Raw genomic sequence first — 25408 nt, 5'->3', positions numbered from 1 at the left:
TTCAGAACACCAAAACTAACCAATCATGGGGCCTATTTGGGGTTATTCATTAAATGTTCTTCAATGAAATTAGTATAAACATCCCCTTTAAGAAAGGCTGGGGTTTGTAAAATCCGTTGATGAAAATTAATGGTGGTGGGAATACCCGTAATGGCACATTCCCTTAAGGCCCGTTGCATCCTTTTAATAGCCATTTCTCGGTCACTACCCCAAACAATCAGTTTGCCGATCAGCGAATCATAGTAAGGTGGAATTTCGTAGTCGGTATAAACGTGGGAGTCGATACGAACCCCAGGGCCGCCAGGGGGCAGATAACCACTGATCTTGCCGGGATGAGGCCGGAAGTTTTGATCGGGGTCTTCAGCATTAATGCGGCATTCGATGGCATGACCAGAAAAATGTATTTGGGACTGGTTGAAGCGTAGTTTGTCCCCCTGGGCAATGCGGATTTGCTCGCTAATTAAATCTAGCCCGGTGATCATTTCTGTGACGGGATGTTCCACTTGAATGCGGGTATTCATCTCCATAAAGTAGAAGGCCCCGGAGGCATCCACCAGGAATTCAACAGTACCGGCCCCGACATACTTAATTGATTTGGCCGCCTTAATCGCCGCCTCTCCCATTTTTTTGCGGAGTTGGGGCGTGAGGAAGGGGCTCGGGGCCTCTTCTAGCAGTTTTTGGTGACGACGCTGGATCGAACAATCCCGTTCTCCCAGGTGGACGACGTTGCCGTAGCTGTCTGCGAGGATTTGAAACTCAATATGGCGGGGTTTTTCAATAAATTTTTCGAGATAAACCCCCGGATTCCCAAAGGCCGCTTCGGCTTCTCCCTGGGCCGCTTGGAACAGTCGCAAAAACTCACTTTCTTGACGCACCAAACGCATCCCCCGGCCGCCGCCCCCCGCTGTGGCCTTAATGATCACGGGATAGCCAATCTCGGCGGCAATGCGTAGGGCCTCTCCTTCACTATCGATCAGGCCCGGACTACCGGGAATGGTGGGAACGCCAGCCCGTTGCATGGTTTTTTTGGCGGTGGATTTATCTCCCATGGCCCGAATGGCTTCGGGGGAAGGGCCAATAAAGGTCAACTGGTGGTCAGCGCAAATTTCAGCAAAGCGGGCATTTTCTGCTAAAAATCCGTAACCGGGGTGAATAGCGGTGGCATTGCGGGTCAGGGCCGCCGCGATAATGTTGGGAATGTTGAGGTAGCTTTTGCCACTAGGCGGTGGGCCAATGCAGACACTTTCATCGGCCAGTTGGACATGCAGGGCCTGGCGGTCGATAGTGGAGTGAACTGCCACGGTAGAGATGCCGAGTTCTTCGCAACTGTGTAGGATGCGTAGGGCGATTTCTCCCCGATTGGCAATTAGGATTTTATTAAATTGCATTGGCTCCACGAACGTTAAAGAATGATCAAAGAGTTCTCTATGTAGAATATCCGGTTTTGTTGAACAACGGTTATTCCTGGCAGGGCTCGGGTGGAGCGGGGCGGTCGCTACTCCAGGCCCACCAGCTTTGACCACATTCACACTGATAAAATTCTTGCCATTTGCGGCGATACTCTTCCGTAATTACTGGGGAACGGCGGTTAATCCAGGCCTGTTGGGCCTGCTTGGCCGAGGCCTGGCAACGGGGACAGCAGAAGCGATAGGCGTGGGTCGCTGACTGGATCCAGTCGGGGGGAAGGGGGCTAAAGGCATCCATGGCAAGCGTGAGTAAAACCTTTCCTAGTCTAGGGCCTCTGGGACGTCATCGCTTACGGGCCCTGGGGGATCGCTCAATAAGGCCCTGTGGGTGAGACAACAGGAGCAGCCTATCACCTAGCCTCTTGATCGCTATTACGATTCTGGCAAATGTTCCGTCTGTAATTCTTTGACTTCCTTTGCCAAAAAGTAATTTAAAAAAGTACGAATGACAGCGACTGCTGCTAATTGCCCCAGGGCATTCCAATCAGGGGAAACTGCTGTGCCGACAATATCTGCTCCGAGAAGAAATTCCAACGACAGCGCTAAGGAACGGGCTAGATCTAAACGCAGATCCGCCGTCAATTTGGCCTTAGAGATTTTACGATTGGCCGTTAACAATAGTTTAAGGGCATTGATAGAGGCGATTAACGTAATCAGAACGGCTAGAAATTCTAAAATCACCTTAGCAACAAGGGCCACTTGATGGAGTAATTGCTCTGCTAGTTCGATGAATTCCATAAATGGCCTCTATAACGGTAAGGTCTTTGCTGTTGCTAGTACTGGTCTTTTACGGATGGATATCGTCCCAAAAGGCTGACTGGAAAAGATTTGGAAAATTTAGTTCCCTTTCCCTTGACAGCCTATTTCTGGCGAGAACTTCAGGGGCCTATTCTTCTTTTGGAGACCAGTACTATGACCTAGACCGCTTGGGGCAGCAGGCCATTGTGCCGCAGGAGGGCCTCCGTTTGAGGTTCGCGGCCCCGGAAACGACGGAAAATCTCCAGCGGGTGCAAACTACCTCCCAGGGCCAAGACCGTATCCCGGAAGCGTTGGCCAACGGTCTGGACGGCGGACTCATCCTCTAAACCTGCCTCTTCAAAGGCGGCAAAGGCATCAGCACTCAGCACTTCCGCCCATTTGTAACTGTAGTAGCCGGCCGCGTATCCTCCCGCAAAGATATGGCCAAAGGAACAAAGGAAGGCATCCTCGGGTAGTGGGGCCAGAATCAGGGTGGTTTTCGCCAGGCGGTCACGCATCTCGCGGATGGTTTCCGAGCCATCGGGCCGGTAACGATGGTGTAGTTCGAGATCTAATAAACTCAGATGAATCTGGCGGAGCATGGCCGAGCCCGTCATATAGTTCCGGGCCGCTAAGAGTTTCTGGTATTCTGTTTCGGGCAAAGGTTTCCCCGTCTGCCAATGCTGTGCCATGCCCAGGAGGGTCGCCTGGTCATAGCACCAATTTTCCATAAACTGACTGGGCAACTCCACCGCATCCCATTCCACATTATTAATCCCTGCCGCGCCAGTATAGTCCACCTGGGTCAGCATGTGGTGAATGCCATGGCCAAACTCATGGAAGAGGGTGGTCACTTCATCGAAGGTCATCAGACTGGGCTGGTCATCCACGGGCGGCGTTTGGTTGCAGACGAGGTAGGCAACGGGTAAGCGTAGCATCGGCTGGCCCTCTTTTTGGAGCTTGGCCCGATTGATACAAATATCCATCCAGGCCCCGCCCCGTTTTTCCGCGGGCCGACTGTAGGGGTCGAGGTAGAAGTAGGCAAGGGGTTCTTGTTGGGAATTACTGACCTGGAAATAGCGCACATCCGTGTGCCAAACAGGGGCCTGACCATCGGCGGCGGTAATCGTCACGTCAAAAAGTCGTTCGGCCAGTTGAAATAGGCCGGTTAATACTTGGGGTAAGGGAAAATAGGGCCGCAGGGCCTCACTATTAAGGTCAAAGAGGGCTTCCCGCTGACGTTCCGACCAGAAAGCCACATCCCAGTGTTTGAGATCTTCCAGGTTTGCAAAGGCCTTGAGTTGGTCTAGTTCTTGTTGCGCCGCATCGTAGCTGGCCTGGCGCAGTTCTTCTAGGAGGGTTTCCACCGCTTCCACACTAGGAGCCATTTTGCGGGATAGACTGAGTTCGGCATAGGTCGAGTACCCGAGGAGTTGGGCTTGCTCTAGGCGCAGGGCCAGGATTTTTTCGATCAGGGGTTGATTATCCCACTCTCCCTCGGAAGCGCGACGGACAAAGGCCCGATAAAGCTGTTCTCGCAGGTCACGCCGCTCACTGTACTTCATAAAGGGTAAATAGCTGGGGTAATCCAGCGTAATCACCCAAGGCCCGGCTTCAGGCGTTGCCGTCTCTTGGCCCTGGCTACGGGCGGTTTGGGCCGCAAAGGCCAACAAACTGGGGGGTAAGCCCGCTACTTCTTCCGGGGTTGTCAGGGTGAGGCTAAAGGCCTTGGTGGCATCCAGGAGATGATTGGAAAATTGGGTAGATAATTCTCCCAATTCCAGTTGAATTGCGTTGAAGCGTTCTCGTTTTTCGCCGCTTAAACCAACCCCAGCGAGTTCGGCTTCCCGCAGATTACTTTCGACAATGCGCTGCTGGGCGGGTTCTAGGGTTGACCAGTCAGGACTCTGCCGCAGGGCCTTAAAGCCTTGGTACAGGGCCTGGCTCTGGCCCAAACGGTTAGAAAACTGAATGACTTGGGGCTGAATTGCCTCGTAGGCCTGGCGCAGTTCCGGGCTATTTTGAACCCCCATCAGATGCCCAATAATGCCCCAACTCCAGGTGAGGCGCTCCTCCAGGGCCGTCAGGGGTTCCACCAGCCCTGACCAAGTTGGGGTGAGCTGAGCTTCCAGTTGGCTCAGGTCTTGCTCTAGACTTTGCAGCAGTTCCGTCATGGCCGGCACAATGGTATCGATCGAAATCTCGGAAAAAGGTGGGAGTCCCTGGCCACGGAGGAGAGGAGAGGTCATAGGTTACGTTAACGAAGAATAAATACCGTTAACCATTGTAAAAGCTTTGCTAGAGAGGTTGGAGCCTTCTAGCTTTCCTAACTGCCCTTCTCAAAACCCACAAAAGACTTGGGTTAGGTCAAGCCATCTCAGTCCCCTTGAGACAACTTGGCCCCAGGATGGCCCTGTCAACCAGATAAAACTTGGCGACTAACTACCAATGGGCATCAAACGCTGGAATTGTAGGCGTTCTTCTCGGGACTGTTCAAAAATAGTCAAATTCTGTGGTTTACAGCGCTTAATCGTGATCGCGATGCCCTGGGCTTCTTCTCCTTGGAGGTCTTCTAGGTAGCCCCGCTGAGCTGTTTCAGCTTCTTCACGACTGAGGAAGGGGCCGAAGTAGTAGGTACAACGGGGAGTTGTGGTGACGATTTCTACCCAGTGGGCCAGGCCCAACAAATTCAGGAATTGCAAGACAAGCTCTTTCATGGATTTAGCCTAGATTTACGATTGCCGGTGTTATTTTAACCCTGAGTTTGAAATATTTCTTAATATTTAGCAAACTCTGACTTAGTTATAGGCCTGAATTCTGGCTGAAAGTAGTCTTACGCGATACAGTTCACAGATGCAATTTCTGAAATCCGCGCTGGCGGAAGATTTCGTAGAGGCTAATGGCAGCAGCCACCGAGGCATTGAGGCTGGGGGTTTTGCCGGCCAGGGGAATCGAGAGGAGGTGGTCACAGTGACGCTGGGTTAACAGACTCAGCCCTTCTCCCTCAGACCCGATCACCAAACCGACTGGGCCGCGCAGGTCGGTCTGCTCGATGGATTGGCCCTGGCCCGCCGCGGTGCCATAGATCCAAAAGCCCGCTTTTTTTAAATCTTCGAGGGCCCGACTGAGGTTAACCACCCGTGCAATGGCAAAATGCTCCAGGGCCCCGGCCGCCACTTTCATCACGGTTGAGGTGACTCCGACGGTACGACGCTGGGGCAGGATCAGGCCCTGAGCGCCAAAGGCCTCTGCGGTGCGGATAATGGCCCCCAAGTTGTGGGGATCGGTAATGCTATCAATAATCACCAATACAGGGTCGGCACACTGGGCCTTGGCCTGGGCAATTAATTCATCAAAGTCTTGGTAGTGGTAGGGGGCCACCTGGGCGACAATTCCCTGATGACTCGCGCCGTGGGTTAGTTGGTTAAGGCGGAGGTTATTCACTTCATCGATCACCGTGCCTCGGGCCTTGGCCGCCATTAACTGGATGCGGTAGCGAGCATCGTACATCAGATTGGAGACGACCCAAATCCGGTTTAATTGCCGTTCTGCTTCTAGGGCCGCTAGAACTGCGTGGCGACCGTAGATCAAATCGTTGTCCTCCTCAGCCGTCGCGGTTTCATCCAGGGAAGGCAACGATTGATGAGCTAGAGGCGCTGGTAATTTTTTAGGCTCTCCCCGATACTTTTTAATCGGTTGCAGGGAACGAGCACTGCTTGCTCTGGGGCCTTTGCCGACGGGGCGGGTGGGTTTACGGCGGGGCTTAGGGCCCTGGGAAGCGTTATCCATGGTGATGATCGAGGAAGCGTAAGGACTAGGAAGAAGAGAGTGGGGGCAGGGGGAGACGGGCCAGCAGGGCCTCCAGACGTTCTGGATTGTGGAGATAGAGGTAGCCCAGTAAGGTTTCGAGACCTGTGGCCTGCTGATAAAGTTCAGGGGCCAAGCGACGGGGGCCAGAGCCCGCCGCATTTCGTCCCCGACGGACAATATCCTGTTCTTGGTCTGTGAGTTCTGCTGCGAGGGACTTTAGAAATAAGGCTTGACTTTCGGCTCGTACCTGGGAGACCACTTGCTGATGATAGTCCGCAATCCGTCGGGGCGGCAACAACAAGGAAGCCCGGACGTACAGTTCAAAAACGGCATCACCGAGATAGGCTAGAGCGGCGGGAGACAATCGCCCAAAGGAAATTGCCGCTGGATTGGAGTAAAGACGGCTCCAGGCCTGGTTACTAGGGAACATCGTTGGTATTGGCCGATTATCAAAACGCTGAGCGTCGTGGCTTGGTCAGGAACAGATGCTCCCATCAATCTAGGATTCACCCGCCGTTACCGCCGCAATGGCTTCGTCGAGGGTGTTGTGTAAGGGGAGAAATTTTTCTAATCTCACCAGTTTGACAGTTTGGGTTACCCGAGAATTGGTGACAATTTGCAGGCTTCCCTGTTGGTTTTTAGCTTGTTTGGCCAATTGAACTAAGGCCCCTAGGCCAGAGCTATCAAGAAAATCAATTTTGGATAAATCAAGCACAATATGGCTGGGGCCATCAGTGATATGGTCACTGACAACTTTACGAAACGTGGGCTCGGAAAACGCGTCTAGCAGGCCCGTTAAGCGAAAGGTTTGGTGGGTATCCTTGACCTCGCGAGTGCCGCGCAAACTCACGGTCAAGCTTAGTGGCTCAGCAATAATAGCCTCCTTTAGTTTTCTTCCTAGGACAGAGCAGGAAAACATTGTAGCTTACTTTGTTCGCCTGCAAGTTTGCTATTTTACGTACTTTTATATTTTACAAGGGCCAAGGAAAAGAAAATATTTCGCTCTGCTTTCAGCCCCCTAAAAGCGAAGATAGTACATTAGTTGAGAAGTCAAGGTTGTTTCTAGCCCAAGGCGTTGCTGTAAATCCGCCAGATGACGAAATTGTCCGTATTGTTGTCGGTTACTGATCATTAATTCCGCTAGAGTTTGATCAATAAAGGGGATAGCGCGCAATTGTTCTAGGGTAGCAACGTTAACATTGCAAAGGGCGGGAGCCAGGGAACTGTCGGGGTCATGGTAGGTAAAGGCAAGAATCGGGGCCAGGGGACGGAGCCGCGGGAGGGGCAGACTGAGGGCCGCCGCCACATCCTCTAGACAGAGAAATTGCATCCCGGCATCGACCAAGGCGACTAAATTACGGGCCTGGTGGATGGATAATCCAGGTAAGCGTAACCAGTCGTCCACCGTGGCCTGATTGGCTTCAATCCGCACCCCCAACTCTGCTGCCAGGGCCACTTCCGCTAAGGACTGAAAGCGATACAGCGGGTCACTGGTCAAACGACGCTTGAGGGCCTGACGGGAGAGATTAAACATGGCCCCTAGGCAAGACGATCCACCAATTGTCGCCGCTTTTGTTCAAACTCGTACTCGGACACCAGGCCTTCCGTCCGCAGTTGTTCTAATTCCCGCAGGGCCTGGGCCAGACTTTCTACCGAGGTGCCGGCAGACGTATTGGCTCCTGGTAGATGGGCATTAAATTGACGCTCAAATTCGCTATCTCCCTGAACCAAGTACCAGACCGCATCAATGGCGCAGGCAATACGGGGAATTGGCGTGTACCAGAGTAGAAAATAGATGGCCCCCCAGAGAGGCTGGCCAAGATAAAACTTGTGGATACCGGCGATGGGAACCGGCAGGAGGGTAGACCCCAAAGCAATGGCAATGGCCAGCTTACGATTTTTGGGTCGAGCCATCAATTGCTGAAAAAAGGCCATGGCAGGGTGAAAAAGGGGTTAGGGTAGAGCAGTTCCTAGGCCATTGTGACAGGGCCAGAGCGGCTTGGCCAAGGGGTTTACCCCAGAGGTTAACCATTGCTTAAGGCCTCTAATCACTTCCTGCTTATATTCTTAAGGAGACCCCTTCGCCCAATCGGAGTCTCCTCGTATGGTTGCCTCAATTTCTCTCTCCACCCCAAGCCTGAGTGCTTTTGGCCCGGCTAGAGCCACCGTCAACGGCAATCCCCTCAGTCCAGAAGAACTTAAAAATCTCCATGCCTTTTGGCGGGCCGCTAATTACCTGGCCGCGGGCATGATCTATCTCCGCGACAATCCCCTTCTACGCGAACCGCTCCAACCAGAACATATCAAGCACCGTCTCCTGGGGCACTGGGGTTCCAGTCCTGGCATCAGTTTTCTCTATACCCACCTCAACCGCGTTATCAAAAAATTTGACCAGGATATGCTCTACATGGTGGGGCCGGGCCATGGGGCTCCTGGTTTTCTCGGCCCTTGCTACCTAGAGGGCAGTTATTCCCGTTTCTTTGCGGAATGTAGTGAAGATGCCGATGGCATGCAACGCTTTTTCAAACAGTTTTCTTTTCCTGGCGGTATTGGTAGTCATTGCACCCCGGAAACCCCCGGCTCGATCCACGAAGGCGGAGAATTGGGCTATTGTCTCTCCCACGCCTACGGCGCGGCCTTTGATAATCCTAATTTGATTGTTGTGGGCCTGGCCGGAGATGGAGAATCGGAAACGGGTCCCCTGGCTACCTCCTGGCATTCCAACAAATTCATCAATCCCATCCGGGATGGGGCCGTTTTGCCGGTCTTGCACCTCAACGGCTATAAGATTAACAACCCCACCATTCTGTCTCGCATCAGCCACGAGGAATTAAAGGCCCTCTTTGAAGGCTATGGATATACTCCCTACTTTGTCGAAGGTTCCGAGCCAGAATCCATGCACCAAGCCATGGCTGCGACGCTAGACCATTGCATTTCGGAAATTCACCAAATTCAGGCCGAAGCACGGAGCACGGGTGTGGCGACTCGCCCCCGTTGGCCGATGATCGTGATGCGGACTCCCAAGGGCTGGACTGGCCCTGATTACGTTGATAATCACAAAGTGGAAGGCTTCTGGCGGGCCCACCAGGTTCCCATGGGTGGGATGCACGAAAACCCCGAACATCGCCATCAGCTAGAGCATTGGATGCGGAGCTACAAACCAGAGGAACTGTTTGATGAAAACGGCACCCTGAAACCAGAAATCAAGGCCATGGCCCCCAGCGGGGATAAACGCCTGGGTTCTACCCCCTACGCCAACGGCGGACTCCTGCGGCGCGGCCTGAAAATGCCGGATTTTCGCCGGTACGGCATTGAAGTAGAAAAACCCGGTATCATCGAGGCCCCCAACACCACGCCCCTGGGCATTTTTCTACGGGATGTGATGCGGGATAACATGACCAATTTCCGCGTCTTTGGCCCAGACGAAAATAGTTCTAATAAACTTCATGCGGTTTACGAAGTCAGCAAGAAATTCTGGATAGCAGAGTATTTTGAAGAAGACCACGACGGCGGCGAACTCTCCCCCGACGGTCGGGTGATGGAAATGCTAAGTGAACATACCCTGGAAGGTTGGCTCGAGGCCTACCTGCTGACGGGCCGCCACGGCTTTTTTGCCACCTACGAATCCTTTGCCCATGTGATTACCTCCATGGTCAACCAGCACGCCAAATGGCTGGATATTTGTCGTCATCTGAACTGGCGGGCGGATATTTCTTCCCTCAACATCCTGATGACCTCGACGGTGTGGCGGCAGGATCACAATGGCTTTACTCACCAAGACCCCGGTTTTCTAGATGTCATCCTTAATAAAAGCCCTGATGTCGTGCGGATTTACTTGCCCCCTGATGTCAATTCCCTGCTCTCTGTCGCCGACCATTGCCTCCAGAGCAAAAACTACATCAACATCATCGTCTGTGATAAGCAACTGCACCTGCAATACCAGGACATGACAGCGGCAATCCGCAATTGCACCAAAGGTGTTGATATTTGGGAATGGGCCAGTAATGATGCGGGCGTTGAACCCGATGTGGTCATTGCCAGTGCCGGAGATATTCCCACCAAGGAGGCCCTGGCCGCCACGGCTATGCTACGAGAATATTTCCCTGACCTCAAAATTCGTTTTGTCAACGTGATTGACCTGATGAAGTTGCAGTCAGAATCAGAGCATCCCCATGGCCTGAGTGACCGGGACTTCGATTCCCTATTCACCGTAGATAAGCCAATTATTTTCAATTTTCATGCCTATCCCTGGCTGATTCATCGGCTGACCTACCGCCGTACCAATCACAAAAATCTGCATGTCCGGGGATATAAGGAAAAGGGCAATATCAATACGCCCATGGATCTGGCCATTCAAAACCAGATCGACCGCTTTAGCATTGCCATTGATGTGATCGACCGTCTGCCCCAACTGCGGGTGGCTGGCGCCCATATCAAGGAGCAACTAAAAGATGCCCAAATTGACTGTACTAACTATGCCTACGAGCATGGCATTGATAAACCTGAAGTCATGAATTGGCGCTGGCCCTTCTAGATGGCCAGACTTGACCCTCCCTAAACAGGATTTACCGCTTTGCCCTGACGTTGACCCACGGTTCTGTCAGCATTAGGGCGATTTTCCTCTGCACGAATTGATAAGCAAAGCCATCAAGGGTACAAGGGGGATGAGGAAATGAATAATTTCTGCTAGGATATCTTTGTCTTGCCCACCCATGCCCTAAGCACAAACCAAGCGAAACGGTTCGTGGCCCAAGAAAAAAATTGTGGGGCTTGGGAAGAACCCCTGCCCTTGGAAGCAATATAAGACCAAAAGAATTACGGAATTCTGGCGGCAGTTACCAATCAATTGGGAAGCCCACGCTGTACTAATGGTTAGCGTTAGGTCGTTCACCCAAAACTGAACAATTGAAATGATGCTCTGTGTCTCTCTAAATTTTCCCCTGGTTTTGGGGGCCTTTGTGCCCATCGACAGCCTATTTTCGACCCAAGGCATTATGGTCATGCTGCTGGCGGCCTATGCCCTAGCCATGTGGATGTTTCTGACCAGTGCGCCTAAGGTTCACACCATCATGGTTTCCGATCTCGAAGTGGCCCGTCAGTTCTATGAGAATTTGCTGAATCTCAACGTGGCCGATGTCCCTCTGCATTACTACTACAACTACGAGCAGACCCTGGGTACGGCAGGCATGGACTCCTTCTATATGGCCTCCAATCCCCAACTATCCCCTACCACCCGTTTTAGTCAAAACGAAGGCCTGTGGTATCAGCTTAAAAAGAATACTCAACTCCATATCATCGGCGGGGCCAGCCTCGGCAATAAAAATCAGCAACGTCATGTCTGCTTTGACCACGATTGCTTAGAACAAATTTTGCTCAAGGTTCAGGCCCGCCGTCTCCGCTACAAAGTCCGCCGCAATAAACCCCTCAACTTTTTGGTTAAGGACTACGATGAACGGGTAATCGAGCTAACAGAAGTCAAAAACTAGGGCTGGCCTCGCAGGGCAGTAACCGCTGCCAGGAGTTGATCAATTTCGGCATCCGTGCCAATAGAAATCCGCACATAATTCTGGATACGGGGCTGATGGAAATAGCGGACGAGGATTTTCCGTTGTTTGAGTTCTTGGTAGAGCTGTTCTGCACCAATCCAGGCCGGGGAAGCCAGCACAAAATTAGCATCAGAGGGAAGAACTTGAAAATCTAGCTTCTCTAGGGCCTGGCTTAGACGTTGACGAGTGGCGCGAATTTTCTGCCAGAGGGGTTTAAATTTCGCTGTGGCCGCCAAGGCCTGATGGCCCAGGGTCTGGGCGAGACGATCGAGGTTGTAGGAATCGCGGACTTTATCCATTTCCGTAATGATGGCCGGGGAACTGATGCCAAAGCCCACCCGCATCCCCGCTAAACTATAGCTTTTGGAAAGGGTACGAGAAATCACCACATTGTCGAACTGGGTCAAAAAGTCCCAATGGTCTTCGTCGGAAAAATCAATGTAGGCTTCATCGATCAGGACAATTCCCTGGGCCTGGCGACAGGTTTCCAGCAAAAATTGCCGGTGTAGGTGCTGACCAATGGGGGCGTTGGGAGAGGCCAGAAAAATTAATTTGGCCTGGGGACAGAGGAGGGGCCCTGCCATCTGAAACTGGTCATTGAGGGGAAATTTCTCGATGGTGGCCCCGTGTACCGCCGCCAGGGTTTGGTAGAGCGAATAGGTCAAGTCCAAAAAAGCAACGGTTTCTCCGGGACTAACAAAAGTGCGGAGGGCAATGTTGAGGATGTCATCTGACCCATTTCCCGCCAAAATTTGCTCGGGTGTGACACCAAAAACCTGAGCTGCCGCCTGACGTAGCTGGGTAGAGCGGGGGTCGGGGTAGAGGCGAACCTTGTCGAGTTCTGCGGTTAACCCTTCAAAAACAGCAGCGGGAGGGGGGTAGGGATTTTCGTTGGTGTTGAGCTTGATGTAATCACTGGTCTGGGGTTGTTCACCAGGAACATAGCCTGCCGTTTGGCGGACACAATCACGAATCGGTAGCATGGAATTTTAGATTAGGCCAAATGTGATCCATCATAGACCGCTTTTTCAACCTGCCTCCACTCAAGCTGGGATGGTCTCCGGCCAGGACAGTTTACGTTGGAGGGGCGGAATTCGTTGCTTCCTAGTAGGGAAGTTGGGACAGGTAGGAAAGACAGTGGCCCATTAAGAAATAGACGACGAGCATGGCAGCAGCAGCCAGGGCCACGAGGGTTCCGGCTAGCATTAACGAAAACTCTTGCTCGACTACTGCTTGTTGCATCAAATGTAGCGACCAAGCCACCAGAGCCACATCAAAAATAAGAATGGGCACCAACATATATTAAAAATTGTTAACTTATTTTTATTTTAATGCACCCTATGCAGATGGCAAGGTCAATCACGAGAAACTTAAGCTTTTCTCCAGGACTTCCCCTAGACGATGCGTACCGGGATTTGCTGACCCTGGAGATAGGTCTTGACTTCGTCGATGGTAAGTTGACCGTAGTGCAGTAAGGATGCTAGCAGGGCCGCCTCGGCTTTTCCCGTCGTCAGGGCCTCGTAGATATGCTGACAGTTGCCCGCACCCCCCGAAGCAATCACCGGAATTTCCACCCGTTCGGCAATGGCAGCCGTTAAGGGCAAATCATAACCGGCCTGGGTTCCATCAGCATCCATACTGGTCACCAGCAATTCTCCGGCCCCTCGTTGAGCCACTTCCTCGGCCCAGGCCAGGGCATCCCGTCCCGTATTTTCTCGCCCCCCCCGGACATAGACATCCCAACCCGGATTGTGGGGATCTAAGCGTCGTCGGGCATCAATAGCCACTACAATGCACTGGGAACCGAAGCGGTCACTGGCCGCATTAATCAAGCTAGGATTTCGCACCGCTGAGGAATTAATACTGACCTTGTCTGCCCCGGCCCTTAACAAAGCTTTAATTTGTTCTAAGCTTTGGATGCCGCCTCCCACCGTTAAGGGAATAAAGACTTCTTCGGCTGTCCGATACACCACATCTAGGATCGTGTCCCGTTGCTCATGGGTCGCAGTGATATCGAGAAACACCAACTCATCCGCTCCGGCTTGGTTATAGCGGCGGGCCAATTCCACGGGGTCGCCAGCATCCTTAAGGTCAACAAAATTAACACCTTTGACGACCCGTCCAGCGTTAACATCGAGGCAGGGAAGAATTCGTTTGGCTAGCATAGGACGTTTTCAGAAGATCAGGATGCAGTCAATATTCTAGTGGATTACTGTGGGGGGCAAAACTATGCAGTACCCAGGATGGAAAAAACGCAAACCGGCCTCGCCCAGTCAACCCTTAAGTCAATTCCGCAGGGCCACGGGCGGGAGAAAAAGCCCATACCTCACCGCTGGGGGGGCCTTGCTGGGATGGTTATTGACGGCGTTACCAAGCCAGACCCAGATTACCCAGGCCACGATCCAAGAAATCATTGACGGTAACCAGGTCTATATCCAGAATGTACCGGCGAAGGTCAAGGATCAGGCCAACTTCGGTCAAATTGTTCTCACCCAGGAGTCCCGGGCCGGTTTGGCCTTTAATAATGGAGCCCAGGGCCGTCTTGGACGGCAAACCCGCGTCACCGTCGGTCAGTGCGTGGATGTCGTTAACGGAGAACTATTGATTAGTGGGCCAGTTAACGGCTGTGTGGCTAATCTAACAGTATCGGTGCTGGGGACGCTCTACGTTCTGCAAAAAAATGAGGCCCCAGCGGCTATGGGTCTAGAGGCCCAACTCCAGGGCTTGCAATCCCGTTTAGCGGCCCTGGAAAATCAACTCTCCTCCGGCCAGGGCCTAACCCCGCCCACCCAGGCCCAAGGGACAACGGCAGAGGGGGGAACCGTCAAGGTATTGTCCGGTGTAGTCACAGTCAACCTTCCCAATAATCCTGGTCAGCCCCTCCGGGTCAAAGCAGGGGAAAAGGTTAGCGTTATTAATAATCAATTGGGGCCGGTGATGTCCATGACTCCAGCGGAAATAGCGGCCCTCCTCAATAGCCAACTCTTCCAGGGTTTTCAGATTCCCCTCGGCCCTCCTAGCGAAATGCAAAATCTGTGTCGAAGCCTATTGCCGGGCTACGACTGCTCCCCCGAGGGTTTTCCTCAGCCTCCGTCCTCGCTGCCACCGGGGCCCACCCCACCGCCACCGGGGCCAACTTCCCCACCAGGGCCAACCCCAACCCCACCACCAACGACTCCCACCCACCAACCCGTCGTTACTATCGCTTGCCAAAATCAGGTCAATACCTACCTCGCCAACCTCAAGGCGACCCTCGGCAATACCTGGAGTCCACCCAAGCCCCCCCACCGAGGCGTCTGGCAAGTGCTTGTAACCTACGCCATCACCCGTGAAGGAAAAGTCCAAAATCTACAGGTGGTGGAGTCCAGTGGCTACGAACCCCTCGACCAAGCGGCCCTGGCCCATGTCCGTAGCGTGGAACAAAATTTTGTCCCTTTTCCAGCCTGTTATTCCCGTGAGTTCCTACCGGTTGACCAGCGCTTCAAACTTTTGTACTACTAGAGGCTTAAGCTAATTTTTTGCGACGGGGAGAACGGTTTGGCGTTTTTAACGGTGATGGCTTTGGCGATGTTTCCTTGACGGGAGCGGGAACAATCGGCAGGGTGAAATGGAATTGACTGCCTTGGTTTTTGCCAGCGGATTCGGCCCAAATTTCTCCCCCCCAGCCCGTCACGATTTGGCGACAAATGGCTAGGCCTAGGCCAGTTCCCCCTGTGCTCCGTCGCAGGGCCCCTTCTTCTTGGTAGAAGCGGTCAAACACCGTCTCCAGGCGATTGGGTTCAATGCCCCGCCCCGTATCGGCGACTGTTACCTCTAGGAGACAGGCATTGTGTTTACTAACTGCTAGGGTGATCTGGCCCTCGGAACCGGTAAATTTAATAGCGTTATCTAACAGTTTGGCCAGCAGTTCCACCAGCCATTCCCCATCTGCTTGAACGAGGGGGAGATCGTCAGTGACCCGGTTGAGAATTTTGGGCAGGGCCTGGTTGCGATTATGGGCCCGGATATGGCTCAGGGACAATTCAACACATTCCGTCAGGGAAATGGGCTCCGTATTCCACTCAATGCGCCCACTTTCGAGTTGGGACAGGGTTAAAAAATCTTGTACTAATTTTCGCATCCGCTCCGCATCGGCCAAGGCCGTATTGAGCATCACCTGGCGCAGTTCAGCGGGCATATCCGGCTCGGTGGCCAGACTTTCGAGACAGACTTGAATGGTGGAAAGGGGGGTTCGCAACTCATGACCGGTAATGGCCACCAGGTTAGAGCGGGTACGATCCAGGGCCTCCAATTGTTCGTTGAGTTCCTGGAGATTGGCATAGGCCTCGGCTTGGATCAGGGCCACCCCCACTTGAGTGGCAATGGCCTCCACCAGGGCCACATCATCCTGGTGCCAAGTCGTCGGCGCCGGGCCGCAGTGATGCAGTTCCATCATCCCCAACAGGCGGTCTCGGTAAAAGATCGGCACCAGCATCCAGGATAGGATCGAGCAACTCCGGGCCAGGGATTGGATCGATTGGGCTTGGTTAATTAGACTAGCGTCCTCCAGGGCATTATCGATGGCCAGGGAGTCCCGCAATTCCACCACTTTCTGGAAAAGGGGATTGGTTTGCAGGGGCCAGGCTTGGCCCTTGAGGGAAGAAATATTCTGGCTGAGGAATTCGTGGCTAATGACGGCGGCAGCATCGGTTTCCGCACAGCGATAGATCACGGCCCGACAGACCCCTAGGCCTTCGCCTAGTTTTTCGACGGCCACCTGGAGAATTTCCTCCGGGTTGAGGGAACGACGAATGGCGGTGGTCACGGAATTGAGCAAACGTTCCTTTTGTTCCTTGAGCAGGAGAGAACGGTTGGCTTTGATCAACTTATACTGACCGGCCTGGAGGTAGGTGACCAGCCGTTGCACAAAGGGGTCGGGATTAGCAAAGGGAGACTCTACCAACCGAGGTTGGGCTGGCTCTAAATAGATTTGTTGTGCTTGTTGTATCTTAGTAGCTAGTTCGGGCCGGTAGCCTAGAATGCGTTTGAGGAGCAGTTCTGCCGCCACCTGACTAACGCGACGGTCAAAAGTCCAAATGCCCTCAAAGCGGCGATTGTTGTCAATATTGGTCGGGGTTAAGCGCTCCCGACAGATGAGGCAACTGGCGTAATGCTGACCAATGACCACTAGATGCCATTCCTTGGCCAGGGCATCCTCGGGATCAAAGGCAATGGTTTCGTAGATATCGGAGCTATGTTTAAAGTCGGTTTCTGGGGCCGAGAGGACATAGACCTGGGAAGTTCGCTCGGCAATGCGTCGGTAGCGGTGGGCCTCCTGGCGATAAAAGCGCTCTCGCTGAAAGCTGGCAATAATCAGGGGCGGCGTTTGGTCTGCCAGTACCTGGTCTTCCATTGCATGGGAAAGGGCCGTGAGGGAAGACTTGAAATACATTTGCGGTCGCCACTCGGGGAAGACCGGCAACAGCTCTGTCAGAACAGACGTGGAGTTGCGCATGGATCCTGTACTGGGGGAATTCCTAGGAGGCAAGACAATTCAGGGGCCCGGGCATGGCTTTGACGGTCTGGCGGTCGGGTTAGCCCACCATCAGTTTATTTTAGGCGGTCGGGGGGTGTTCATCCCCAAGAATTAAGAATTGTGGGCAAAGGGCTCGTTCCTTGGGCATCCTGAGCTAAGACAGAAAGGAAGTGTTGGGGAAGTACGGTTATGGGAACTCGTCGCAGGTGGCGTCGGTACTGGTTAGGGCTCTTCTTTTTTCTAGGCCTGCTCACCAGTCTCCATGCCTGTCAGGGCCTCAATTTGCCGGCCCTCAGCAACACCTGGCCCTTTGTGGAACCTCTGCCGGCCCCCCAATTACCCGCCTGGATTGAACAGGTGAGTCCCGTCGGTGAGGTTCAACCCCTGGCCCAAATCTTGATCCGATTCAAAGAACCCCTGATTCCCCTAGAGGCCTTGGAAAGCGCTCAACAACAGGGCCTGCTCCAAAAATTTGAACTGAAACCGGCTATTCCCGGTCAATTTCGCTTCCTGACCCCGACGATGGTGGGTTTTCAACCTGAACAGGCCCTGCCCAAGGCCAGTCGTTTTCAAGTGACCCTCAAGGCAGGACTCCAGGATCTCAAGCGTCATCGTTTAGAAAGTGATTTAGCCTGGACTTTTAGCACTGGCAATATTGAAATTAGTGAACTACCGGGAGTGATCGAAGGGGATGAGAACCCACCGGAACCGATGATCCTCCATCCCAAACTTAGCTTTCGCTCCAACGTCGAATTAGACCTGCCTTCTCTGCAGCAACACCTTAGCCTCAGCCCCAGTGGAGAAGACCAAACCGTTGCCCTTGATATTCGTTTGTTGGAGAACGACGAAGTTCTTGACCCCGAAGCTGAATATGATGCCAGCAACCGGGCCTGGCGCTACGAACTCCAGCCTAAGTACGACCTGGCTAAAGGCCAGACCTACCAGTTTAAAATTGCGGAAGGGGTCTTGCCGGCCCAGGGGAATCTTCCCTCCAACCTTACCTATCAGAGTCAAATCCGAACCTACGGGCCGCTCCAGTTAGAAGGGGTCGAAGCCTATGGCCAACCCGATGCCGGCGGGGCCTACGGCCGTTTTGTCAATGGCAGTCCCCAACTCAAGTTTAATAATCCCCTAGTGGCGGACTCGGTGGCCCAGGCCCTGAGCCTAAGTCCGGCTCCCAAGGCAGAGGTGAAGGTCTTCCGGGCCTACGACGGGGATTCGGTAGTGAGTATTAACCCCTGGGCCCTGGAACCGAATACTAACTACCAGATTGAGATTAAACCTGGCATCAAAGACCAATTTGGCCAAGTGCTGGAGGCGGGCCAAACCCTGGAATATCGCACGGGGGACATCGCACCGGATCTCTGGGCCCCAACCGGCCTGAGCATTTTTCCGGCCGGATTAGATCTCCGCCTGCACCTCAGCGCCGTTAACTTACCGGAGGAGGAGTACCAGGCCGATTTTCGTCGCGTCGCACCGACGGATCTGGTTTTTGTGGATTCGGCTTTTCCCAACGGCGAACCTAAGGATTTACTGGCCCCGGCGACCGATTGGAAACGCTATCCCTTAACCAAGGCCCTTAACCAAACCCAGGAGGTGACGGTCTCCCTACCAGAGCGATTAGGCTCAGCCACGGGACTGTTGGCCTACGGTATCCGGGCCAGGGCCAACACCTACGACAGTGACGGCAAGACGCAGTACCGAGAGCCAGAATTTTATGGTCTGGTTCAGCTAACCAATCTGGGTCTGCTAGCTCAATGGTTTCCTGACCAGGGCCGGGTACAGGTCAATCATTTAGATACGGGGAAACCCGTGGTGGACTCCCGCGTCGAACTCTACCGCTCCCAATTAACGGCGAAGGAGCGGCGGCCCGTCCGGCCCTGTGCGGTGGCTATAACTGGGGCCGATGGCACAGCTCGTTTTCAGGGAGAAAATTGGCAGGCCTGTGTCACCACGGGCAAGGCCCCGGAATTATTGGCCATTGCCTACGACGGTGACGATTGGGCCTTTACCCGTACTTACGAGTACAGCGGCAGTTATGAGTACGGCTTAAATGGTGATTGGCCCGACGCCCAACCCCAGAGTCGTGGTGTTATTTTCTCTGACCGGCAACTCTACCAACCAGGGGAAACCGTCCAACTCACAGGCAATGCAGTCTATCTCCAGGAGGGCCGTCTAGAGCAGGATCAGGGCGTTCTCTACGATGTGACTCTGACGGCCCCCAGCGGTAAAGTTCAGGCCCTGGGAACCGTCACCACCAATGACTTTGGCACCTTTAGTTTGCCGGTGGAATTGAGCAAAAACCAGGAACTGGGATTTCATAGCGTTACCGCCAAGGCCAAGAACGGGGTGAGTATCACGGGGGAATTCCGGGTGGCTCAGTTTCGTCCCCCCACCTTTGAAGTCAGCCTCTCAACGCCACCAGCCCCGGCCCAGCCCGGTCAAACCATCGAGATTCAGGCCAAGAGCCGTTACCTCTTTGGGGCTCCCGTCCAGGCTGGCCAGGTTCGTTACTACGTGACCCGCGAAAAAACAGAGTTTATTCCTCCCGGTTGGCCCGGTTTTTACTTTGGTCGCCAATGGTTCTGGCCCGAAGAACCTCCCAGTGTGGATAGCGATGTGTATCAGGCCGAAGCCAGTCTCAATGACCAGGGCCAAGACCAACAAAGCTTCAAAATTAGCGATGATCTGCCCTTTGCCATGACCTACCGAGTCGAGGCCCAGGTGAAGGATGTCTCGAATCTCGCGGTGGCCCAAACGACAACTTTCCTGGCCCTGCCCAGTCCTAAACTGATTGGCCTAAAGCATGATTTTGTGGCGACGGCCGGCCAGGCCTTTCCTGTGGCCGTGATTGTTACAGATCCGGATGGCAAAGCGATTCCAGGGCAAAAGGTGCGTCTAGAACTCCAACGCATGGACTACAATTCCGTGACTCAACTTCAGGAAGGCAGTCCCACCGACCGGCCCCAGGTGGAATATATCAAGGTGGCGACGGAAACTCTCCGCAGTGGAGAACAGCCCCAGACGCTTACTTTCAACGTTCCCCAGGGCGGCAGTTATCGACTCCAGGCCACCCTTGAAGATAGCAATAACACCGCGACAGCAACGGAGCAACAGATCTGGGTTGCAGGAGCCGGAGAAATTACCTGGGCCGACCGCTACGATGACCAACGCCTGAGCTTGACCCTGGATAAGGAAACCTATCAGGTCGGAGAGACGGCAACAGTGCTGATCGAATCCCCCTACGCCGAGGCGGATCTCTATTTTGCTGTGGTGCGAGACCGGCCCTTGTACGAGCGCTGGGAAAGGGTTCAGGGTAATGGGCCCAAAATTCAGTTCCCGATCACGGCGGAGATACTACCTAATGCGGCGGTGCAGGCCGTCCTTGTTCGCCGGGGCCAGCCAATTCAGGAACTGGCGACGGAAAAACGACAAAAATTGGTCAAAATCGGCTTCCAACCCTTCAATATTGACCTAAAGGATCAGTATCTCCAGCTAAAACTGAGTAACGACAAGACCGAGGTTCAACCGGGCCAAACCCAGACGGTTAATCTGCAACTCAACAATGCCCAGGGCCAACCCGTCCAGAGCCAGGTCACCGTAATGGTGGTGAATGAAGCCATCCTGCAACTGACGGGCTATCGTCCCCCCGACCTGGTGAAGCAGGCCTATGCCGATCAACCAATTGCAACGCGCCTGGGGGATAACCGGGCCGATGTTGTCCTGGCCCAAGCAGCTTCTCCCCTGGCCAAGGGCTGGGGCTACGGGGGCGGTAATTCCTCGGCTCTGGGGGATGCCATCCGCCGCCAATTCCAACCCCTGGCTTTCTTTGAAAGTGCCGTACTGACTAACGCCCAGGGCCAGGCTCGGGTCAGCTTTACCCTACCCGATGATTTAACCACTTGGCGGGTACTGGCCGTGGCCAATGACGGCAAGCTACATTTTGGCCAGGCGGAAAATTCCTTCATCAGTCGCAAGGCCCTAGTCACCAATCCTCTGTTACCTCAATTTGCCCGTCGAGGCGACCAATTTTCCGGCGGGGTAGCTGTCACCAATAGCGATAATGCCAGCGGTGAATTAAGTATTCGGGGCACTGTGAATGACAAGCTGAAATTTACCGAAGCTAACCAGCAGACAACTCATGCCCAGTCGGGAACCCAGGCCTATCGTTTTCCCCTACGGGCAGAAAAAGTGGGGGACGGCAAAGTTAGCTTCCGCAGTCAATTGGGCGCACTCCAGGATGGCTTTGAAGTGCCCCTCCCGATTGAGGCCTTAATCGTGACGGAACAGGTGATTACCAGCGGTGCCAGTGGCCAGAGCGTCAGCATTCCCCTCAAGATCAATCCCCAGGCCATGACGGAAGTTGGGGGTCTAGAGATCACGCTGAGCAATAATTTACTGGCAGGCCTGGCCCTGCCCATCGACCAACGGCTCCAAACCGAGCCGCTCCCCTTCCTTGAAGACAGTGCAACCCGTCTTAGCCTGGTGGCCAGTTTGCAACAACTCAGGGAACAGGGCCTTACCGTCTCGACAACCATATCCCTGACAACTCAGGCCCAGAACGCCATCCAAACCATCAGTAGTCTGCAACGGGCCGATGGGGGATTTGCGGCCTATCCCGGTGTCGATACCAGCGATCCGTGGTTAACGCCCTACGCGGCCCAAAGTCTAGCCCAGGCCCAGCAGGCCAATATTCCAATTCCGGCTTCGCTCCTGAAATCCCTGCGGCAGTACCTCAGCAATCTCTTGGCCAATCCTCGTCAAGGTGATTATTGTTCTACGGCTCTCTGTAAAAACCAATTGCGTCTCGGGGCCCTAGAGGCCTTGAACTCCCTGGGGGAAACCCGTTCCGATTTTCTGGGTAGCCTCTACGAACAACGCCAACAGTTGGATTTAGTGGATCAACTGCGCCTGGCCCGTCTCCTGACCCAACTACCCGGTTGGCAACGGGAAGCTCGACAACTGAACCAGGCCCTGCAAAGTCAGATTTATCAGACCGGACGTGAGCTGGCGGTGAATCTCCCCGAAAGCTGGCGCTGGTTCCATTCCCAAACCACGGCTCAAGCCGAGGCCTTGCAACTGGGTCTGGCCCGTCAATTTAGCCCAGAAGACCTCGGCAAATTAGTTCAGGGTCTCCTGGCCCAGCGACGCCAGGGCCTTTGGCCAACGGATTATGATACCGCCCAGGCTCTCCGTGCGCTGGTCGCCTACGGCCAGGCCAGTGGCCCGCCCCAGACATTTAAGGTAACGGCCCAATTAGGCGGCAAGGCCCTAGATAGCCTGAAGTTCTCGCCGACCTCAACGGCTCAGCAAATCAACCTCTCTCCCCAGCAACTCCCCTCTGGAGACACGACCCTGAAACTCCAAAAAACCGGCCCGGGAACTCTCTACTACCTAGTCGCCTACCGTTACCGTCTGTCGGGCCAAGCGCCGGGGCGTTTCCAAGGCCTGCGGGTCACCCGTTTCCTCCGGCCCGCCAATCAAAAAGACATCCTGGCCCAACAGGGCCTTGGCCAGGCTAAGCCTATTACCCTCCAACCCGGCCAAGTCTTTGATCTGGAATTGGAAATCATTGCTGACCGGCCCGTTCACCATCTGCTTATCCAAGACCCCCTACCCGCTGGCCTCGAAGCCGTGGATGCGAGTTTTCAGACAGCCCCCCGCTACCAACAGGCCACGTCTAGTAGCTGGCAGATTACCTACCAACAGATCCATCGGGATCAAGTCACTGCCTACGGCGACCGACTAGGGCCGGGGGTGTACCATCTCCATTACCTTGTCCGCTCGGTTACACCAGGGACTTTTGATTGGCCCGGGGCCGAGGTTTCTCTGCGCTATGCCCCAGAGAACTTTGGCCGGACAGCCACGACTCAACTGGAGGTCAGGCCCTAAGCTCAACCAGCCTAGGCAAAGTAATTAATGTCGGCCTGGAGGTCGGGGTCAACGGGTTGGCCATCTTTGCGCCGTAGCTCAATTTCGACGCTCATTTTTCCTTGGGCCGGTGGAACAGCCGCTTGGGGATGAAAGAAAATCTCATAATCGTTGGGGTCTAGGCCGCGCTCCCGTAGCCAGTCCTGGACTTTGAAGGTACAGAAGACAGACTGGCCTTGCTCAAACATGCGACTAATCTGAAGGCGGAGATTATAGGGGTCGAAACGTGGCATAGGAAATTCCGCAATAACCTTAACAGGGCAGATCGAAGGGGTTAACCCCCAAACTATAGACTAAATCATCAGCACCAGAACTGACCTCGGAGTAATCGTAGAGGCCGGCTTGAGGATAGCGTCGCGTACCGGCATGGGGGGCCTCTTTCTCATTATTTTTACCCAGAAAAACAATCTGGACATAGCAGTTGGCCCCAGGACTAACATCGTAGTCATAGCGGGAATCGAAGGGGACTTGGCCACTAGCCTGAGTGTAAAAACAATTAATTCCTACTGGCCGAATGTTGCGATTGACGTCATCGGGAAAATGACCGTTTTCTAGCCGAAACCCTTGTAATTCTCTGGCTAAACAACCCATTTGACTTTTGGCCTCGGCGTAGTGGGCCTTATCAACGGCTCCCATATAGCTGGGAAAAGCAAGGGCCGCTAGAATACCGAGCCCGACACTAACGATCAGGATTTCCAGCAGAGTAAACCCTGACCCAGACTGCCTTAGACGACTTGGCCGATAGCTAAGGGCAATTAATAAGTGAAGGGAGGAGCGAGATAGCATAGCAACGGGGATTGCAGTTGAATGAAGCCAGCATGCCCCCCGGAATAGGTAAATCGATCAGGCCGGGGGGAGGGGTTCTCCTTAGTTTGGCCGATTTTCAGCTTATTGCCCCATACCAGGCCAGGGCCACCGCAATCACGGCCCCAAGCAGAGTATTAATCCCATTTACTACTTCGTTGGTCAGCCAGGGCCAACGGCTTTGCAGAGTCGCCCCCAGGACGCTTTCCAGATTAGTGGCAATAAAGGCGGCAAGTATCGTCCAGAGGAAGCCCCAGACCGTAATCACGCCCAGGCCACAGGCCAAACTCGCAATAATGAAACTACCGATAATCCCCGCCAAGGTTCCCTCCAGGCTCACAGCTCCTTCTGTTCCCCGAGGAACCGGTTTAAAGGTTGTAATTAAGAAAGTCCGTTGGCCGTAGGCCTTGCCCACTTCACTCGCACAGGTATCCGCTAATTTGGTGCTAAAACTAGCCGTATAACCCAACCAGAGCAGGGGATGCCATACCGGGGCCACCACTAGGATCAACAAAGCACAAAGGGCGGCCGTGGAGGCAGACCCCCAAACATTTTCAGGCCCTCGCTGGCCGGAGCGTTTTTCGGCAATACCCAGGGCCGTCTTTTGCGAGAGGCCAATTTTAGTGACCGCGGAACCCACTAGGAAATAGACCATGACCAGAACATAGCCCCGCCAACCTAGCCCGCCCCAAATGATCACGCCCAGGAGCCAGGCATGGCCGTAGCCTGCCGGGGTCAATAATTTTTTCGGCAGGGCTAGGGCCAGAGCCAGCAGGACACTATTCAGGGCCAGGGCCAACAACCACGGATTAAGGTCTTGAATAAAGTCGAACATTGGGAGGGAACGCATTAGGGTAGAATTTCTTGGCCAACGGCCTTGTAGCGCCCCCAGGCCAGGGCCGAGCGGGGATCGGAATAATCACGAATGATGACTCCTTTGTGGGAAGCTCGCTCAAAGGCCACTAGGAGAGGAATTTCTGTCTTAAAGAGCGGTAGGTTTTCAGCTTCGAGTAACTGCCGGGCCTGCTGGCCGCCCTTGGTTCGGGCATCAACCTTGGTGAGCAGAATTTTATAATTCACTTTTAAGGAGGACAACTGTTCAACCGCCTTAAAGGTTGCATCCAGGTCAAGGTGATTGGGGGTAGTGGGGACAATCAAAAGATCACTGCCATCGGCGAGATCCCGGAATTCTTCTGCCTCTGGCCGGGCCCGAGTGTCGATAATGATGTGGGGATATTTGCGGATTAAACTGGTGGCACCAGCCTGGGACGCCACATAGAAAGGAAGCTTTTCCTCCCGAGACCAAATCAGGGCCGAGCGATTGCGGTCAGCATCAATCAGGAGCGTCGGGGCCTTTTGTTGTAGATAGGCCGCCAGATGAATGGCAGTGGTGGTTTTGCCGACCCCGCCCTTGAGCGCAGTGATTGCAATAATCATCGGAACCTCCTGGAAAAAGGGCTAGAACTGGGCTAATCAGGCCCCCAACAGCCTAGGCCGGGAAAAGCGCACTGGTTTTTCTCGCTATCGCTGATTTTAGGGGATCTAGGCATTTTTTTGGGAGAATTACTCTGGAGGAGAGCCAAGTTATTTCCGTGGTA

The 25408-nt window shown here is 53.9% G+C and carries 22 protein-coding genes; 4 read left to right on the top strand and 18 right to left on the bottom strand.

The window, feature by feature from the left end; genetic code table 11:
• Window positions 1–32: 32 nt before the first annotated feature.
• The 10 genes from accC to ABXS88_RS08495 all read right to left on the bottom strand — a co-directional run bounded on the left by accC (window position 33) and on the right by ABXS88_RS08495 (window position 7949).
• A complete protein-coding gene (gene accC / locus ABXS88_RS08540) occupies window positions 33–1388 on the bottom strand; it encodes an acetyl-CoA carboxylase biotin carboxylase subunit (protein WP_353674751.1) in 1356 nt (451 codons plus the stop codon).
• A 70-nt stretch (window positions 1389–1458) separates the two neighbouring features.
• Entirely contained in the window at window positions 1459–1704 is a 246-nt protein-coding gene (locus ABXS88_RS08535) for a hypothetical protein (RefSeq protein WP_353674750.1), read from the bottom strand.
• A 134-nt stretch (window positions 1705–1838) separates the two neighbouring features.
• Window positions 1839–2204 (bottom strand): DUF1622 domain-containing protein, encoded by a 366-nt coding sequence (locus ABXS88_RS08530; RefSeq protein ID WP_353674749.1) that lies wholly within the window; start codon window positions 2202–2204, stop codon window positions 1839–1841.
• A 179-nt stretch (window positions 2205–2383) separates the two neighbouring features.
• Window positions 2384–4453: a M3 family metallopeptidase gene (locus ABXS88_RS08525; protein ID WP_353674748.1), complete on the bottom strand. Its 2070-nt coding sequence runs from the start codon at window positions 4451–4453 to the stop codon at window positions 2384–2386.
• 189 nt (window positions 4454–4642) lie between these two features.
• Window positions 4643–4921, bottom strand: a complete 279-nt coding sequence (locus ABXS88_RS08520) for a DUF1816 domain-containing protein (RefSeq protein WP_353674747.1) — start codon at window positions 4919–4921, stop codon at window positions 4643–4645.
• 130 nt (window positions 4922–5051) lie between these two features.
• Entirely contained in the window at window positions 5052–5993 is a 942-nt protein-coding gene (gene rlmB / locus ABXS88_RS08515; RefSeq protein ID WP_353674746.1) for a 23S rRNA (guanosine(2251)-2'-O)-methyltransferase RlmB, read from the bottom strand.
• A gap of 25 nt (window positions 5994–6018) precedes the next feature.
• Window positions 6019–6444, bottom strand: a complete 426-nt coding sequence (locus tag ABXS88_RS08510) for a ribonuclease III domain-containing protein (protein ID WP_353674745.1) — start codon at window positions 6442–6444, stop codon at window positions 6019–6021.
• Between the two features lie 69 nt (window positions 6445–6513).
• Window positions 6514–6933, bottom strand: a complete 420-nt coding sequence (locus ABXS88_RS08505) for an STAS domain-containing protein (protein WP_353674744.1) — start codon at window positions 6931–6933, stop codon at window positions 6514–6516.
• A 99-nt stretch (window positions 6934–7032) separates the two neighbouring features.
• Window positions 7033–7548, bottom strand: coding sequence for a ComEA family DNA-binding protein (locus ABXS88_RS08500; protein ID WP_353674743.1), 516 nt, complete (start codon window positions 7546–7548; stop codon window positions 7033–7035).
• A 5-nt stretch (window positions 7549–7553) separates the two neighbouring features.
• On the bottom strand, window positions 7554–7949 hold the full coding sequence (locus tag ABXS88_RS08495; RefSeq protein ID WP_353674742.1) for a hypothetical protein: 396 nt from the start codon (window positions 7947–7949) through the stop codon (window positions 7554–7556).
• A 169-nt stretch (window positions 7950–8118) separates the two neighbouring features.
• Between ABXS88_RS08495 and ABXS88_RS08490 the strand changes: the two genes are divergently transcribed.
• A complete protein-coding gene (locus ABXS88_RS08490) occupies window positions 8119–10548 on the top strand; it encodes a phosphoketolase family protein (RefSeq protein WP_353674741.1) in 2430 nt (809 codons plus the stop codon).
• Between the two features lie 376 nt (window positions 10549–10924).
• Window positions 10925–11500: a glyoxalase-like domain protein gene (locus tag ABXS88_RS08485; RefSeq protein ID WP_353674740.1), complete on the top strand. Its 576-nt coding sequence runs from the start codon at window positions 10925–10927 to the stop codon at window positions 11498–11500.
• Here ABXS88_RS08485 and hisC read toward each other — a convergent pair.
• The 3 genes from hisC to hisF all read right to left on the bottom strand — a co-directional run bounded on the left by hisC (window position 11497) and on the right by hisF (window position 13725).
• Window positions 11497–12543: a histidinol-phosphate transaminase gene (hisC, locus tag ABXS88_RS08480; RefSeq protein WP_353674739.1), complete on the bottom strand. Its 1047-nt coding sequence runs from the start codon at window positions 12541–12543 to the stop codon at window positions 11497–11499. The two genes, ABXS88_RS08485 and hisC, sit on opposite strands and share 4 nt — an antisense overlap.
• Window positions 12544–12664: 121 nt before the next feature.
• Window positions 12665–12859: a hypothetical protein gene (locus ABXS88_RS08475; protein ID WP_353674738.1), complete on the bottom strand. Its 195-nt coding sequence runs from the start codon at window positions 12857–12859 to the stop codon at window positions 12665–12667.
• A gap of 95 nt (window positions 12860–12954) precedes the next feature.
• Window positions 12955–13725: an imidazole glycerol phosphate synthase subunit HisF gene (gene hisF / locus ABXS88_RS08470; RefSeq protein WP_353674737.1), complete on the bottom strand. Its 771-nt coding sequence runs from the start codon at window positions 13723–13725 to the stop codon at window positions 12955–12957.
• Window positions 13726–13789: 64 nt separating this feature from the next.
• Here hisF and ABXS88_RS08465 point away from each other — a divergent pair, with 64 nt between their 5' ends.
• Window positions 13790–15061 carry a TonB family protein gene (locus ABXS88_RS08465; protein ID WP_353674736.1) on the top strand — a complete coding sequence of 424 codons (1272 nt, stop codon included), beginning with the start codon at window positions 13790–13792 and terminating at the stop codon, window positions 15059–15061.
• Between the two features lie 4 nt (window positions 15062–15065).
• On the opposite strand, the gene ABXS88_RS08460 is transcribed toward ABXS88_RS08465, so the two are convergent.
• Window positions 15066–17054: a DICT sensory domain-containing protein gene (locus ABXS88_RS08460; RefSeq protein WP_353674735.1), complete on the bottom strand. Its 1989-nt coding sequence runs from the start codon at window positions 17052–17054 to the stop codon at window positions 15066–15068.
• A gap of 210 nt (window positions 17055–17264) precedes the next feature.
• Between ABXS88_RS08460 and ABXS88_RS08455 the strand changes: the two genes are divergently transcribed.
• Window positions 17265–22967 carry an Ig-like domain-containing protein gene (locus ABXS88_RS08455; RefSeq protein WP_353674734.1) on the top strand — a complete coding sequence of 1901 codons (5703 nt, stop codon included), beginning with the start codon at window positions 17265–17267 and terminating at the stop codon, window positions 22965–22967.
• Between the two features lie 11 nt (window positions 22968–22978).
• Here ABXS88_RS08455 and ABXS88_RS08450 read toward each other — a convergent pair whose 3' ends face one another.
• The 4 genes from ABXS88_RS08450 to ABXS88_RS08435 all read right to left on the bottom strand — a co-directional run bounded on the left by ABXS88_RS08450 (window position 22979) and on the right by ABXS88_RS08435 (window position 25247).
• On the bottom strand, window positions 22979–23239 hold the full coding sequence (locus ABXS88_RS08450; protein ID WP_353674733.1) for a hypothetical protein: 261 nt from the start codon (window positions 23237–23239) through the stop codon (window positions 22979–22981).
• A 19-nt stretch (window positions 23240–23258) separates the two neighbouring features.
• Window positions 23259–23792: a type II secretion system protein GspG gene (locus ABXS88_RS08445; RefSeq protein ID WP_353674732.1), complete on the bottom strand. Its 534-nt coding sequence runs from the start codon at window positions 23790–23792 to the stop codon at window positions 23259–23261.
• A 97-nt stretch (window positions 23793–23889) separates the two neighbouring features.
• The gene (locus ABXS88_RS08440; protein ID WP_353674731.1) at window positions 23890–24660 is read right to left on the bottom strand and encodes a TIGR00297 family protein; all 771 of its coding nucleotides are present in this window, start codon (window positions 24658–24660) and stop codon (window positions 23890–23892) included.
• On the bottom strand, window positions 24660–25247 hold the full coding sequence (locus tag ABXS88_RS08435; protein WP_353674730.1) for a ParA family protein: 588 nt from the start codon (window positions 25245–25247) through the stop codon (window positions 24660–24662). Before ABXS88_RS08435 ends, ABXS88_RS08440 begins: the two co-directional genes overlap by 1 nt.
• Window positions 25248–25408 lie beyond the last annotated feature (161 nt).

Origin of the sequence: Synechocystis sp. LKSZ1, from assembly GCF_040436315.1 — a bacterium.
Classification (GTDB): Bacteria; Cyanobacteriota; Cyanobacteriia; order Cyanobacteriales; family Microcystaceae; genus Synechocystis.
The sequence above is the reverse complement of the archived record's forward strand: the minus strand, read 5'-3'. Positions and strand labels throughout refer to the sequence as shown.